Annotated in this window: 10 protein-coding genes and 1 pseudogene; 4 read left to right on the top strand and 7 right to left on the bottom strand. The window is 72.5% G+C overall.

Annotation, left to right across the window (positions count from 1 at the left end; translation table 11 throughout):
* Position 1 precedes the first annotated feature (1 nt).
* Positions 2-817 carry a helix-turn-helix transcriptional regulator gene (locus tag EAO70_RS11205; protein ID WP_148002833.1) on the bottom strand — a complete coding sequence of 272 codons (816 nt, stop codon included), beginning with the start codon at positions 815-817 and terminating at the stop codon, positions 2-4.
* A gap of 91 nt (positions 818-908) precedes the next feature.
* Here EAO70_RS11205 and EAO70_RS11200 point away from each other — a divergent pair, with 91 nt between their 5' ends.
* Positions 909-2,594, top strand: coding sequence for an AMP-binding protein (locus tag EAO70_RS11200; RefSeq protein WP_148002832.1), 1,686 nt, complete (start codon positions 909-911; stop codon positions 2,592-2,594).
* The gene (locus EAO70_RS11190; RefSeq protein ID WP_261992802.1) at positions 2,591-4,351 is read left to right on the top strand and encodes an AMP-binding protein; all 1,761 of its coding nucleotides are present in this window, start codon (positions 2,591-2,593) and stop codon (positions 4,349-4,351) included. Before EAO70_RS11200 ends, EAO70_RS11190 begins: the two co-directional genes overlap by 4 nt.
* On the opposite strand, the gene EAO70_RS11185 is transcribed toward EAO70_RS11190, so the two are convergent.
* From EAO70_RS11185 to EAO70_RS39090, 3 genes and pseudogenes are all read right to left on the bottom strand, one after another.
* Positions 4,348-4,962 carry a GNAT family N-acetyltransferase gene (locus EAO70_RS11185; protein ID WP_261992801.1) on the bottom strand — a complete coding sequence of 205 codons (615 nt, stop codon included), beginning with the start codon at positions 4,960-4,962 and terminating at the stop codon, positions 4,348-4,350. The two genes, EAO70_RS11190 and EAO70_RS11185, sit on opposite strands and share 4 nt — an antisense overlap.
* Before the next feature lie 19 nt (positions 4,963-4,981).
* Positions 4,982-5,785, bottom strand: a complete 804-nt coding sequence (locus EAO70_RS11180) for a TIGR04222 domain-containing membrane protein (protein WP_148002831.1) — start codon at positions 5,783-5,785, stop codon at positions 4,982-4,984.
* Between the two features lie 97 nt (positions 5,786-5,882).
* Positions 5,883-6,269, bottom strand: a pseudogene (locus EAO70_RS39090) (hypothetical protein); the annotation flags it as partial.
* A gap of 760 nt (positions 6,270-7,029) precedes the next feature.
* Here EAO70_RS39090 and gcl point away from each other — a divergent pair.
* The gene (gene gcl / locus EAO70_RS11170) at positions 7,030-8,817 is read left to right on the top strand and encodes a glyoxylate carboligase (protein WP_148002830.1); all 1,788 of its coding nucleotides are present in this window, start codon (positions 7,030-7,032) and stop codon (positions 8,815-8,817) included.
* Positions 8,818-8,829: 12 nt separating this feature from the next.
* Here the strand turns inward: gcl and EAO70_RS11165 are convergent, their stop codons facing one another.
* Complete coding sequence (locus EAO70_RS11165) at positions 8,830-9,855, bottom strand: ArsR/SmtB family transcription factor (protein ID WP_148002829.1); 1,026 nt, start codon at positions 9,853-9,855, stop codon at positions 8,830-8,832.
* A gap of 57 nt (positions 9,856-9,912) precedes the next feature.
* Between EAO70_RS11165 and EAO70_RS11160 the strand changes: the two genes are divergently transcribed.
* On the top strand, positions 9,913-11,088 hold the full coding sequence (locus tag EAO70_RS11160) for an MFS transporter (protein WP_148002828.1): 1,176 nt from the start codon (positions 9,913-9,915) through the stop codon (positions 11,086-11,088).
* 432 nt (positions 11,089-11,520) lie between these two features.
* Here EAO70_RS11160 and EAO70_RS11155 read toward each other — a convergent pair whose 3' ends face one another.
* Positions 11,521-12,978, bottom strand: coding sequence for a catalase (locus EAO70_RS11155; RefSeq protein ID WP_148002827.1), 1,458 nt, complete (start codon positions 12,976-12,978; stop codon positions 11,521-11,523).
* A 188-nt stretch (positions 12,979-13,166) separates the two neighbouring features.
* Positions 13,167-14,057, bottom strand: coding sequence for a 2-hydroxy-3-oxopropionate reductase (locus EAO70_RS11150; RefSeq protein ID WP_148002826.1), 891 nt, complete (start codon positions 14,055-14,057; stop codon positions 13,167-13,169).
* Positions 14,058-14,126: the final 69 nt, after the last annotated feature.

Raw genomic sequence — 14,126 nt, 5'->3', positions numbered from 1 at the left:
CCTACGGCAACACCCCCGCCCGCCGGGCCGCCACCACCGCCTCCAGGCGGGTGTGCGCGCCCAGTTTGCGCATCGCCGAGCGCAGATACCCCTTGACGGTCTCCGGGCGCAGGCCGAGCCGCGTCGCCGCCGTCGCGTTCGTCGCGCCCGAGGCCACCGCCGCGAGGACGTCCGTCTCCCGGGGGGTCAGCGCCACCCCCGGCACCCCGCCGGTCCTCCCCGAGGCCGTCTCCAGGCGGCCGCAGACCGCGAGCAGCCGCGCCCGCAGCTCCGGGTCCGGCACCCGCGGCGCCAGCTCGCGCAGTTCCCCGTATGCCTGGCGGACCTCCTCCCAGGACGGCCCCCCGGCGGGCGGGGCCTCAAGCCGCTCCACCTCGTCCCGGACGGCGAGCGCCTGCTCCACGTCGCGGGCCGCCGCGACCGCCGCGTCGAAGACCCGCTCGCCGATCGGAAGGGCGTCGCGCAGCGCCCCGTACAGGACACCGCGCACCTTCCGGCGTACGACGACGGGGACCGCGATCACCGAGCGCAGGCCCTCGGCGGCGACCGGTCCGTCGTACTCGTGGGTGATGTGCCGGGCCGACGGGTAGTCCGTGACCGCGCACGGCCGCGACAGGGCCAGGCACTTGCCGCCCAGGCCCGAACCGGTCGAGATCGCCAGGCCGTGCAGCGCCGGCGTCACCGCCCCGCAGGTCTCGCCGATCCGCATCGCCCGCCCGTCCTGGAGCAGCCCGCCGAAGACCACCGGCAGTCCGCTGCCCCGGCGCAGCCGCAGCAGCGCGGCGCGCAGCGCCGCCGTTTCCCTCTGCTCGGACACGGGACCACTCCTTCACCCCCGAACGGGGGTAGTGAGACCTGGGTCACCGATTACACGATGTCCTGGACCGGTCCCGCAACGAGGAGGACGAATGACGGCGCAGAGCGCGACCAGTGCCACGGAGGAATTCCGGGCCGCCCGGGACTTCCTGCTCCAGCACCGCGAGGACTACGAGACGGCCTACCAGGGCTTCGCGTGGCCCCGGCCCGAACGGTTCAACTGGGCGCTCGACTGGTTCGACGTCATCGCCGAAGGCAACGACCGGACCGCCCTCCACATCGTCGAGGAGGACGGCTCCGAGGCGAAGGTGTCCTTCGCCGCGATGTCCGCCCGCTCCGACCGCGTCGCGAACTGGCTGCGCGCCCGGGGCGTCCGGGCCGGCGACCGGATCATCGTGATGCTGGGCAACCAGGTCGAGCTGTGGGAGACCGTGCTCGCCGCCATGAAGCTGCGGGCCGTCGTCATCCCCGCCACCCCGCTCCTCGGCCCCGCCGACCTGCGCGACCGGGTGGACCGGGGCCGCGCCCGGCACGTGATCGTGCGCGCCGGGGACACGGCCAAGTTCGACGACGTGCCCGGCGACTACACGCGGATCGCGGTCGGCGGCGCCGGGGCGGGCTGGCTGGACTACACGGACGCCGCCGGGGCGCCCGCCGGCTTCGAGGCCGAGGGCGTCACCCTCGCCGACGACACCCTCATGCTGTACTTCACGTCGGGCACGACCGCCCGCCCCAAACTGGTCGAGCACACCCACACCTCGTACCCGGTCGGGCACCTCTCGACGATGTACTGGATCGGCCTCCGGCCCGGTGACGTGCACCTCAACATCTCCTCGCCCGGCTGGGCCAAGCACGCCTGGTCGAACCTCTTCGCCCCCTGGAACGCCGAGGCGACCGTCTTCATCCACAACTACACGCGCTTCGACCCCGCCCGGCTGATGGACGAGATGGACCGCCACGGGGTGACCAGCTTCTGCGCCCCCCCGACTGTCTGGCGGATGCTCGTGCAGGCGGACCTCGGCCGGCTGACGACCCCGCCGCGTGAGGTGGTGGCCGCCGGGGAGCCGCTGAACCCCGAGGTCATCGAGTCGGTACGGCGTGCCTGGGGCGTCACCGTCCGGGACGGCTTCGGCCAGACCGAGACCGCCGTCCAGGTCTCCAACAGCCCCGGTCAGCGGCTCAAGGAGGGCTCCATGGGACGCCCGAGCCCCGGCTTCCGGGTCACTCTGGTCGACCCGGTGAGCGGAGCGGCGGACGTGCCGGAGGGCGAGATCTGCCTCGACCTGTCCGACCGCCCGGTGGGCCTCATGACCGGCTACCACGGCGACCCGGAGCGGACGGCCGAGGCGATGGCCGGCGGCTACTACCGCACCGGCGACATCGGCTCGCGGGACGCCGAGGGGTACATCACCTACGTGGGGCGCGCCGACGACGTCTTCAAGGCCTCCGACTACAAGATCAGCCCCTTCGAGCTGGAGAGCGCGCTCCTGGAGCACGAAGCCGTTGCCGAGGCGGCGGTCGTCCCCGCCCCCGACCCGCTGCGGCTCGCCGTCCCCAAGGCGTACGTCGTCCTCGCGGCGGGCTGGGAGCCGGACGAGGAGACCGCGAAGGTGCTGTTCGCGCACTCCCGCGCGGTGCTCGCCCCGTACAAGCGGGTCCGCCGCATCGAGTTCGCCGACCTGCCCAAGACGGTCTCCGGCAAGATCCGACGGGTCGAACTGCGGCGGCTCACCGCCGAGGGCGGCGGCAAGGAGTACACGGAGGGGGACCTCGCATGAGCACGCCCCGCACGGAGGCCACCGACCACGGGCCCGGGACGGCCGCCCACTCCCACGCCAACCCGTCCGGGACCGCCGACCCCTCCCACGCCCACGGGTCGGGGACCGCCGAACTCTCCTACGCCCACGGGGTGTCGGAGACCCCGCTCCTCGGCGACACCATCGGCGCCAACCTGGACCGGGCCGTCGCCGCCTGGCCGGAGCGGGAGGCGCTCGTCGACGTCGCCACCGGACGCCGCTGGACGTACGCCCGGTTCGGTGCCGACGTCGACCGGCTGGCCGGCTCCCTGCTCGGCAGCGGGGTGCGCAAGGGCGACCGGGTCGGCATCTGGGCGGTGAACTGCGCCGAGTGGGTGTTCGTGCAGTACGCGACCGCCCGGATCGGCGCGATCATGGTGAACATCAACCCCGCCTACCGGCCGCACGAGTTGGCGTATGTGCTCAACCAGGCCGGGATCACCCTGCTGTTCGCCTCGCGCGCGCACAAGACCAGCGACTACCGGGCGATGGTCGAGGAAGTCCGCTCCGAGTGCCCGGAGTTGCGCGAGGCGGTGTACTTCGGCGACCCGGGCTGGGACGAGTTCCTCACCCGTACGCCGGGGGAGTCGCGCCCCGAGCCGCTGTCCTGCGACGAACCCGTCAACATCCAGTACACCTCGGGGACCACGGGCTTCCCGAAGGGAGCCACGCTCTCCCACCACAACATCCTCAACAACGGTTACTTCGTGGGCGAGATGATCGCCTACACGAAGCAGGACCGGATCTGTCTGCCGGTGCCCTTCTACCACTGCTTCGGCATGGTGATGGGCAACCTGGCGGCCACCTCGCACGGCGCCTGCATGGTGATCCCGGCGCCCTCCTTCGACCCGGCCGCCACCCTCCGGGCCGTGCAGGAGGAGCGCTGCACCTCGCTGTACGGGGTGCCGACGATGTTCATCGCCGAGCTGAACCTCCCCGACTTCGCCGACTACGACCTGTCGAGCCTGCGCACCGGCATCATGGCCGGCTCGCCGTGTCCGGTCGAGGTGATGAAGCGGGTCGTCGCCGAGATGAACATGGCGGAGGTGTCGATCTGTTACGGCATGACCGAGACCTCACCGGTCTCCACCCAGACCCGCCGCGACGACGACCTGGAACGCCGGACGGGCACGGTCGGCCGGGTCATGCCGCATGTCGAGGTGAAGGTCGTCGACCCGGCGACCGGCCTCACCGTCGGCCGCGGCGCGGCGGGGGAGCTGTGCACCCGCGGCTACAGCGTGATGCTCGGCTACTGGGACGAACCGGAGAAGACCGCCGAGGCGATCGACACCGGTCGCTGGATGCACACCGGCGACCTGGCGGTGATGCGCGACGACGGCTACGTCCAGATCGTCGGACGCATCAAGGACATGATCATCCGGGGCGGCGAGAACGTGTACCCGCGCGAGATCGAGGAGTTCCTCTACGGGTACGCGAAGATCGCCGACGTCCAGGTCGTGGGCGTGCCCGACGAGCGCTACGGCGAGGAGATCCTCGCCTGTGTGATCGCCCGCGACCCGGCCGACCCGCCCACCCTGGAGGACGTCACCGCCTACTGCCGCGACCGTCTCGCCCACTACAAGATCCCGCGCCGGGTGGAGGTCCTCACCGAGTTCCCGATGACGGTGAGCGGAAAGGTGCGGAAGGTCGAACTGCGACAGCGGTACGGAGACCCGGGCGGCGCGTCCCAGGGGGTGCCGGGCGGCGCGTCCCCGGCAGGCCCGGTCGCCGCGCCCTAAGGGGTGCCGGGCGCCGTGAGCCCCGCGTGACCGGCGGGGCTCGGGGCGCCCAGGCCGCCTTCCCGGGCCTCCGGAGTGCCCCGGTCCGCCGCGGCGGGCCGCACCTCGCGGCGCATGCACACCCGGGGCCAGGCCGAGAGGCCGTGGGCCGCCTCCGCGCGGCTGATGGCGCGCAGCCCCTCCGTCAGGGCCGGGTCGGAGTCGGCGAGCGCACGGAAACCGAGCCGCGCGTAGTACGGGGCGTTCCACGGCACCTCGGCGAACGTGGTCAGGGTCAGGGCCGTCAGCCCCTGCTCCCCGGCGGTCGCCGCGAGGTGCTCGATCAGCGCCCGGCCGACGCCCCGGCGGGCGGCGTCCGGATGCACGGACACCTGCTCGATGTGGGCGGAGCCGTCGACCGTGTCGGTCAGCAGGTACGCGACCGGGCGGTCCGCGGCGTCCACCGCGACCCACGCCCGGCCCGCCCGGCGGTAGGAGTCCAGGACGTCGAGGGGCAGCGGGTCGTCGTCGGCGATCGCCGCCATGCCGAGGGTGCGGAACGGCTCGCCCGCCGCCCGTTCGATGTCCTGGAGCAGCGGGAGTTCGGCCGGAGCGGCCGCTCTGATGCGCATACGACAGTATGGCGCGGCCTCACCCCGGGCGGTCGTCCGGAACCGGACCGCGTTCCTGCGGCGGCCGGTTCCGGTCCATCTCGCCGGGCCGGTCCAGCAGCCCGCCGTCCCGCGAGAAGTGCGGCAGGAACAGCGCGAGCGCCGGGTCGCCGTACAGCGCCACGTACAGCTGGACCAGCCCCCCGTCCGTGACCTCGCGCCGGTGCTCCGGCAGTGGGTACCGCTCCCGCAGCCCGGTGAGCAGCCGCCGCGCCGCGCGGGTCACCGGCGGCAGCCGCAGCAGCACGGCCGCCGCGAGGAGGACGGGCGGCGCCCCCGCCGCGAGCGCCCCGGCCAGACCGGCGCCGGACGCCCCCGTCGCGTACGCCCCCACCGCGACCGTCAGCGGTACGCAGCCGAGGAGGGCTCTGACGGCCCACAGCCGGGCCGGTGGCCGCAGCAGTCCCGCCCCGCGCAGCTCGCGGCGGAGCGCGTCCAGCGCCCGGCGCGCCTCGGGGCGCACCGTGAGGTCGCTCAGCGCGAAGGCCCGGTGGAGCGCCCCGTGCACGCCGAGCTGGACGGGGTCCCGGGTGCGGCCGGGGCCGCCGTTGGCCCGAATCGTATGTTTGCGGCCTGCGGCGACCGCTCCGCGCTGGTGCAGGGCCACCAGCGCCACGGTGACCGCCGCCCGCCGGCCGCCGCGCAGCAGCGCGAGGGCCTGCGGCGGCGGTACGTCGTCCGGGCGCGGCCCGTCGCTTTCCTTGCTGCGGGTTCGCAACAGCGCGGCGACAAGCAGCAGTTGACCCCAGGCCGCTCCTATGAACCACCACATCCCCGTCGGCATGAGGCCCACCCCCCGAGGGTGTTGTGCCCGGGGGAGCATGATCGTCACGCGTGAATGGCCGGTTTCGGATGCCGAGATGCTGTGGCGGTACGTCCCCTCAGGCGGCGCCGGACGTCAGCTGGACGGCGGCGCCGTTCACCGGCTGGGGCGTGCCGGTGAGGTCGAGCACGAACAGCGGGAGGCCGATCTCGACGGCTCGGGCGCGGGCCTCGGGCGTGTAGCCCGCGAGCGAGAAGAACACGCTCACGGTGGAGGCGCTCAGTCCGTTGAGCCAGAGGCACTCGACGGCCCGGAGTCCGGTGGGCCGGGTGCTCGGGTCGACCTGGGCGATGAGCCCGGGCGCCCGCAGATCCACCCCCGAGGCGGGGCGCTCCTCGGGCTGGACCACGTCGCGGAAGCCCAGCCAGCGCAGATAGCCGGCGGCCGCGGCGACGGCGTCCCGCGCGGTCCGGATCGTGACCGGCCGGAAGTCCCCGCGCGCGGGGACTTCCGGCCGGTCACGATCCGGACGCGCCCGCGTCCGCACCCGATCCCGCAGCCGTACGAGCGCCCGCGCCCGATTCCGTACGAGCGTCCGCACCCGAGTCCGTACGACCGTCCGATCCGCCGCCCGGCCGGAGGCGCGCCCGGCTGCCGCGCCCGGCCTCCGGCCAAGGGCCCGGGCCGGCGACGGCGCCCTCCGTCGGGCCGCCGGCCGTCGTGGGTGCCGTGGGATCCGTGGGGTCCGAGGGCTCCGAAGGTTCCGAGGTCAGCGGTCGTACGGGTATCCGCAGGAGCGCCCCGCACGTGCAGCCCAGTTCCGGGTGCGGCCAGTCGTTGTCGCGGCCGCAGGCTCCGCAGCGGACGGTGACCCACTCGTCCGCCCAGTTCCGGCGCGTGAGGGGTTCCGCCGTCGCGCCCGCCCTGAGGGGAGGCGCCACCGGGCTCCCGCACGCGCAGGGGAACACGGGTGCCGCGTACGCCTGCGTGCGCAGGCACTCCGGGCAGTGCACCGGTACCGACTCGCCCACAACCAACCCCCTGTCGTTCCGTCCCATCGTCCACCCGACGGACGTAGCAGGGGGAGCTGTTCGGCCACTTCCCCGTATCCCGCCGGTCGGACTTCTCTTGACGGCTCTCCGGACCCCGACCTACATTGCTTCCGTATAGCAGAACAGCATTTCCGCATTACGGAAACAAGCCGCTCCGGGCTTTCGAGCCGACCGGTGGGCTTGGATCCGCCCGGCCGAAGCAGGAGCACTCCCATGCCTCGTATGACCGCCGCCGCAGCGGCCGTTGAGATCCTCAAGCGCGAAGGCGTCACCACCGCGTTCGGCGTGCCCGGCGCGGCGATCAACCCCTTCTACCGCGAGCTCAAGAACGTGGGCGGCATCGGCCACACGCTGGCCCGCCACGTCGAGGGCGCGTCCCACATGGCCGAGGGCTACACCCGCGCCCAGGCCGGCAACATCGGCGTCTGCATCGGTACCTCCGGCCCGGCCGGCACCGACATGATCACCGGCCTGTACTCGGCGATCGCCGACTCGATCCCGATCCTGTGCATCACCGGCCAGGCCCCGGTCTCGAAGCTCCACAAGGAGGACTTCCAGGCCGTCGACATCGCCTCGATCGCCAAGCCGGTCACCAAGGCCGCGACCACCGTCCTGGAGGCCGCGCAGGTCCCCGGCGTCTTCCAGCAGGCCTTCCACCTGATGCGCTCCGGCCGTCCCGGCCCGGTCCTCATCGACCTGCCGATCGACGTCCAGCTGACCGAGATCGAGTTCGACCCGGAGACCTACGAGCCGCTGCCGGTCTACAAGCCGCGCGCCACCCGCGCCCAGGCCGAGAAGGCGCTGGGCTTCCTCCTGGAGGCCGAGCGCCCGCTGATCGTCGCCGGTGGCGGCATCATCAACGCCGACGCGACCGACCTGCTGGTCGAGTTCGCCGAGCTGACCGGCATCCCGGTCATCTCCACCCTGATGGGCTGGGGCACCATCCCGGACGACCACGAGCTGGCCGCGGGCATGGTCGGCGTCCAGACGGCGCACCGCTACGGCAACGCGACCTTCCTGGAGTCCGACACCGTCATCGGCATCGGCAACCGCTGGGCCAACCGCCACACCGGCTACAACCTGGACGCCTACACCAAGGGCCGGAAGTTCGTCCACGTCGACATCGAGCCCACGCAGCTCGGCAAGATCTTCGCCCCGGACTACGGCATCGCCTCCGACGCCAAGGCCGCCCTGGAGCTCTTCGTCGAGATCGCCAAGGAGTGGAAGGCCGCGGGCCGGCTCCCCGACTTCACCGCCTGGGCCGCGTCCGCGCAGGAGCGCAAGGCGACGCTCCAGCGCCGCACGCACTTCGACAACATCCCCCTGAAGCCGCAGCGCGTCTACGAGGAGATGAACAAGGCCTTCGGCCCGGAGACCCGCTACGTCACCACCATCGGCCTCTCGCAGATCGCCGCGGCCCAGTTCCTGCACGTCTACCGGCCGCGCCACTGGATCAACTGCGGCCAGGCCGGCCCGCTCGGCTGGACCATCCCGGCCGCCATCGGCGCCGCCACCGCGCAGCCGGACACCCCGGTCGTCGCCCTCTCCGGCGACTACGACTTCCAGTTCATGATCGAGGAGCTGGCGGTCGCCGCCCAGCACAAGGTCCCCTACGTCCACGTCCTCGTGAACAACGCCTACCTGGGCCTGATCCGCCAGGCGCAGGGCGGCCTGGGCATCAACTTCGAGGTCAACCTCGAGTTCGAGAACATCAACACCCCGGAGCTCGGCGTCTACGGCGTCGACCACGTCAAGGTCGCCGAGGGCCTGGGCGTCAAGGCGATCCGCGTCACCGACCCCGACAAGCTGGGCGAGGCGTTCGAGCAGGCCAAGAAGCTTGCCGTCGAGCACCAGGTCCCGGTCGTCGTCGAGGCCATCCTGGAGCGCATCACCAACATCGCGATGAGCAAGACGGTCGACATGAGCGACGTCACCGAGTTCGAGGACCTGGCCACCGAGCCCGGCCACGCGCCGACCGCGATCAAGGCCCTCCAGGTCTGATCGTCCCCCTCGTCAGAGGGACCGACCCCCGCCCCGAAGAGCACCGGGGCGGGGGTCTCCCGCGTGTCGGTCCTGCGCCCGCACCAGCACCGCGCCCGCCTCCGTCCACTCGTACAGCACGGACCGGCCCGCCCGGCCCCGGCGTACGAGCCCGGCGTCGAGCAGCACCCTCAGATGCCGGCCCACCGAGCCGAGGCCCTGCCCGGTCAGCGTCACCAACTGGCTGGTGGAGAGCGGCGATCCGAGACGGACGAGTACACCCGCCCGTGCAGCTCCGAGCAGGGTCGCGAGCGCGTCGGGCACGACCGGCCCGGCCGCGTCCGCCAGAACTCCCGCACAGGGATAGACGATCGCGCTCCGCTCCGTCCCCTCCCAGGACACCCAGCCGGTGGCAGGCGTCACCGGGACGAGCAGCAGGCGCCCCTTCTCGAAGGAACGCGCGGGATAGTCGCGGGTGTTGACCTGGAGCCGCCCGTCGCCCAGCCAGCGCATCTTGCCCGGGCACAGCTCGTCGAGCGCCGCGGCCCAGCCGTCCCGGCTCAACCGCGCCGTCCGCGCCGTCACATCGGCCTCCAGGATCCGCCGTCGGCGCGCCCACTCCGGCAGCACCGTCTCCCGCCACACCCAGCGGAGCACGGCCGCGAGCCGCTCCGGCAGATCGCGTGCCGAGCACAGCGGCTCCGGCACCGGCCCGCCGACCGCCACCGCCAGCTGGTCGACCGCGGCGCCCGGTTCGGTCGCGAGGACGGCCGCGACCTCCTCCTCGAAGGTCCGCTCCCGGTCGCCCGGCGGGGTGGGCGTGAGGAAGTCGGCGTTCCACGTCCGTCCGAGGGCCGCCCCTACCAGAAGTGCGTCGAGCGGCTCGGACGCCAACCGCCCCCGGTACGCGGGCAGATGGTGCCGGAGCCAGACCCGCTCACCCGGGTGCGTGGACGCCCCCGTGTGCAGCGTCTTGAGCGACGCGACCGTCTCGGCGAGCGGCGAGAGCACGAACGCGCTGCCCGCCAGGGTGTCCGCGCCGATCCGCCACCAGCCCATGTTTCGCCTCCCCGCGAAACATTACCGAGCGCCGGAGGGCTCGCGGAGACTCCCCGCATGCCCCGCTACCGCGCCCTCCTCCGCACGCCCGAGTTCACCCCGCTCTTCCTCACCGGTGCCGCGCAGATCGGCGCCCAGACGATCGCAGGGCTCGGCCTCGCCACGCTCGTGTACCGCGCGACCGGCTCCCCGCTGCTCTCCGCCCTGGCGCTCTTCGGCCCCTCGCTGGCCCAGCTGGTCGGCGCGACCACCCTGCTCTCGGCCGCCGACCGGCTGCCGCCGCGCGCGGCGATCTCCGGGATCGCGCTCTTCTTCGCCCTGGGCACCGCCGTCCTCGCCGTCCCCGGGCTGCCGGTCTGGGCGGTCCTCGCCGTCCTGTTCGCCGAGGGGCTCGCGGCCTCGCTCGGCGGCGGCGTCCGGTACGGCCTCCTGAACGAGATCCTCGCCCGGGAGGACTTCCTGCTCGGCCGGTCGGTCGTGAACATGTCCGTCGGCGTCTGTCAGATCGCCGGGTTCGCGACCGGCGGCGCCCTGATCGCCCTGCTGTCCCCGCGCGGCGCGGTCCTCGCCGGTGCGGGCCTCTACCTCGCGGCCGCGGTCCTCGCCCGGACGGGCCTCGGGGCGCGCCCGCCCCGCGCCGAGGGCGGGCCCTCGGTCGGCGAGACCTGGCGCACCAACCGTCTGCTGCTGGCCCCGCCCGCGCGCCGCCGCGCCTACCTGGCCCTCTGGGTGCCCAACGGTCTGGTCGTGGGCTGCGAGTCCCTCTTCGTGCCGTACGACCCCGAGCGCGCCGGGCTCCTCTTCGCCTGCGGGGCCCTCGGGATGCTGGTCGGGGACACGGTCGTCGGGCGCTTCCTGCCGGCCCGGCTGCGCGAGCCGGTCCGCTTCCCGCTCCAGTCCCTGCTGGCGGCCCCGTTCCTGCTCTTCCTGCTGGACCCGCCCCTCCCGCTCGCGCTCCTGGCGGTGACGGTCTCGGCGAGCGGGTACGCGGCGAGCCTCCTGCACCAGGAGCGGCTGATGGCCCTGGTGCCGGACGAACTGGCCGGTCACGCCCTCGGGCTCCACACCTCGGGGATGCTCGCGCTGCAAGGGGTGAGTGCGGCGCTGGCCGGCACGATCGCCCCGTACACGTCGCCGCGCACCGGGATGGTGCTCCTGGCCCTCGGCTCGCTGGCCGTCACGTTCCTGCTGGCGCGGGCCGAGAGCGTCTCCACCTCGTCCCCGTCGGCCTGAAGGCCCCAGCGCGGCCGCGTATGGAGGGCGGGCACGATATCGAAGCAGGGCGCGGAAACGAAGAAGAGCGCGGAACCAGGGACCGTAAACCTGGTTCCGCGCTCTCCGGCTTGTGCCCGCCCGACGGCACGAGGCTGGCGCGACAGGACGTTCGCGCCGCCGGGCGGAGTCTGGAGGTTCCCCGGGAGGGATCCGTTCGGGGATCCCCCGGGGGGCGTTGGGACCGCGGCGGTGCCGACGGGCGGCCGGTGGTCCCCTTCTTTCAGGTCAAGAAGGGGGACCGGCGCCCTTACCACCGCACTGGCTCGGCGCCGCCGCGGTCCTCACGCTTGTCCGGATCACCGGCCACCCCTCATCCGGGTCGGCGATCCGGACCACGTACGGCACTGACCTCCCGTCAGGTGCCGTACGCAGTCTGGGTGCTGTAGGCCGTCAGTCCTGGCGCAGGGCTTCGACGGCCTCGGCCACGCGCTTGCCGTAGTCCGCGTCGGCGGCGGCGAAGTGCGCGAGGTTCTTCTCGATGACGTCGTCGCGGGACACCTGGGACAGACCGCCGGCGATGTTGGCGATCAGGCGCTTCTTCTCGTCCTCGGACATCAGGCGGTAGAGCTCGCCGGCCTGGAAGAAGTCGTCGTCCTTGGTGTGCTGCGGCGCCTCGTGGGTGCCGGTCCAGCCGTGGATCGCGAGCGGGGCGGAGAGCGCCGCGTCGGTCTGGGCCGGGCCCTGGTACGAGTTGGGCTCGTAGTTCTTGTCGTAGCGGGAGCCCTGGCGGGTGGCCATGGCGCCGTCCCGGCCGTAGTTCTCCGCGACGGTCGCCTTCGGGGCGTTCACCGCGAGCTGGGTGTGGTTGACACCGAGACGGTAGCGGTGGGCGTCGGCGTAGGCGAAGAGGCGGCCCTGGAGCATCTTGTCCGGCGAGGGGCCGATGCCCGGGACGAAGTTGTTCGGGGAGAACGCGGCCTGCTCGACCTCGGCGAAGACGTTGTCCGGGTTGCGGTCGAGGACCAGACGGCCCACGCGCTGGAGCGGGTAGTCGCTGTGGGGCCACACCTTGGTGAGGTCGAACGGGTTGAAGCGGTAGTCCGCGGCCTCGGCGGCCGGCATCACCTGGACGTACAGGGTCCAGGAGGGGTTCACGCCCCGCTCGATGGCCTGGAGCAGGTCCGTCTGGTGCGAGTTGGCGTCCTGGCCGACGAGCTCGGCGGCCTGGTCGGCGGAGAGGCTGCGGATGCCCTGGTTCGTCTTGAAGTGGTACTTGACGAAGAAGGCCTCGCCCGCCTCGTTGGTCCACTGGTAGGTGTGCGAGCCGTAGCCGTTCATGTGACGGTACGAGGCCGGGATGCCGCGGTCGCCCATGAGCCAGGTGACCTGGTGGGTGGCCTCGGGGGCGTGCGCCCAGAAGTCCCAGACGTTGTCCGGCTCCTGCTTGCCCGTGAAGGGGTCGCGCTTCTGGGAGTGGATGAAGTCGGGGAACTTGATCGGGTCCTTGATGAAGAACACCGGGGTGTTGTTGCCGACGAGGTCGTAGTTGCCCTCTTCGGTGTAGAACTTCAGGGCGAAGCCGCGGGGGTCACGGACGGCGTCCGCGCCGCCGAGCGAGTCGGCCACGGTGGAGAAGCGGATGAACGTCTCGGTCTTCCTGCCGACCTCACCGAGGAACTTCGCCTTGGTGAAGCCCGTGACGTCGTCGGTCACCTCGAAGTACCCGTACGCGCCGGAGCCGCGGGCGTGCACCACGCGCTCCGGGATCCGCTCACGGTTGAAGCGCGCGAGCTTCTCCAGCAGGTGCTGGTCCTGGAGGAGGAGAGGGCCACCGACGCCGGCGGTGGCGGAGTTCTGGTTGTCGGCGACGGGGGCGCCGGACTCGGTCGTAAGCACGCGCTTCGACATCGTGACCTTCCGTACGGGAGCTCTGGTGACGGTGCGAGGAGCGTAAATACGGCTCGAACGTGACGTCAACAGTTTGTTGAAAATGAAGTGTGGTGTTCCGGTCGGCGGCGGCGCCTGGGCGCGACAGGACAGTTGTCAGCGCCGCCGCCGACCGGAAATCTGGGGCCCCCGTACGCGGGGGCGCGGGGTCAGACCTGCTGGCCGGAGAGGCGCTCGACGGCGCGCAGCAGGGCCGAGTGGTCCAGGCCGCCGTCACCCTGGGCGCGCAGCGAGGCCACGAGCTGGGCGACGACCGCGCCGACCGGGAGGGCCGCGCCGACGTTGCGGGCGGCGTCGGTCACGATGCCCATGTCCTTGTGGTGCAGGTCGATCCGGAAGCCGGGCTTGAAGTCGCGGTTCAGGAAGTTGTCCTTCTTGCGGGTCAGCACGGTCGAGCCGGCCAGACCGCCGTTGAGGACGTCGAGGGCGGCCTGGAGGTCCACACCCGACTTCTCCAGGAAGACCACGGCCTCGGCGCAGGCCTGGATGTTGACCGCGACGATCAGCTGGTTGGCGGCCTTCACCGTCTGGCCGGAGCCGTGCGGCCCGCAGAGCACGATGGTCTTGCCGAGGGCCTCCAGGACCGGGAGGGCCTCGTCGAAGTCGGCCTGCTCGCCGCCGACCATGATCGAGAGCACGGCCTCGATGGCGCCGGCCTCGCCACCGGAGACGGGCGCGTCGATGACGCGGATGCCCTTCTCCTTGGCGTTCTTCGCCAGGTCGACGGAGGTCTGCGGGGTGATCGACGACATGTCGACGATCAGCGCGCCCTGCTTGGCGTTCTCCAGGATGCCGTCCGGGCCGTAGGCGATTGCCTCGACCTGCGGGGAGGCGGGCACCATCGTGACGATGACGTCGGCGTCCTTGACGGCCTCGGCGATCGAGGCGGCGGAGGTGCCGCCGGCCTTGGCGAGCCGGTCCAGCTTGTCCTGCTCCAGGGTGAAGCCGGTGACCTGGTAGCCGGCCTTGATCAGGTTCTCGGACATGGGGGAGCCCATGATGCCGAGGCCGATCCAGGCGATCTTGGGAAGGTTGCTCATGAGGGTGCCTCTCGAAAGCTGGTCGTACGGGGGAGGGTCGCGGAGCGGGAGGGTCGCCGGCCCGGGGGC

The organism is Streptomyces sp. adm13(2018) (assembly GCF_008042145.1).
Lineage (GTDB): Bacteria > Actinomycetota > Actinomycetes > Streptomycetales > Streptomycetaceae > Streptomyces.
This window is presented reverse-complemented; position numbering and strand designations above follow the sequence as displayed.

What these genes read in the sequence shown, in the direction of transcription:
- EAO70_RS11200 (WP_148002832.1), top strand. Translation starts at nt 909, where the DNA reads ATGACGGCGCAGAGCGCGACCAGTGCCACGGAGGAATTCCGGGCCGCC.
- EAO70_RS11180 (WP_148002831.1), bottom strand. Translation starts at nt 5,785, where the DNA reads ATGCCGACGGGGATGTGGTGGTTCATAGGAGCGGCCTGGGGTCAACTG.
- EAO70_RS11165 (WP_148002829.1), bottom strand. Translation starts at nt 9,855, where the DNA reads ATGGGCTGGTGGCGGATCGGCGCGGACACCCTGGCGGGCAGCGCGTTC.
- EAO70_RS11190 (WP_261992802.1), top strand. Translation starts at nt 2,591, where the DNA reads ATGAGCACGCCCCGCACGGAGGCCACCGACCACGGGCCCGGGACGGCC.
- gcl (WP_148002830.1), top strand. Translation starts at nt 7,030, where the DNA reads ATGCCTCGTATGACCGCCGCCGCAGCGGCCGTTGAGATCCTCAAGCGC.
- EAO70_RS11155 (WP_148002827.1), bottom strand. Translation starts at nt 12,978, where the DNA reads ATGTCGAAGCGCGTGCTTACGACCGAGTCCGGCGCCCCCGTCGCCGAC.
- EAO70_RS11150 (WP_148002826.1), bottom strand. Translation starts at nt 14,057, where the DNA reads ATGAGCAACCTTCCCAAGATCGCCTGGATCGGCCTCGGCATCATGGGC.
- EAO70_RS11160 (WP_148002828.1), top strand. Translation starts at nt 9,913, where the DNA reads ATGCCCCGCTACCGCGCCCTCCTCCGCACGCCCGAGTTCACCCCGCTC.
- EAO70_RS11185 (WP_261992801.1), bottom strand. Translation starts at nt 4,962, where the DNA reads ATGCGCATCAGAGCGGCCGCTCCGGCCGAACTCCCGCTGCTCCAGGAC.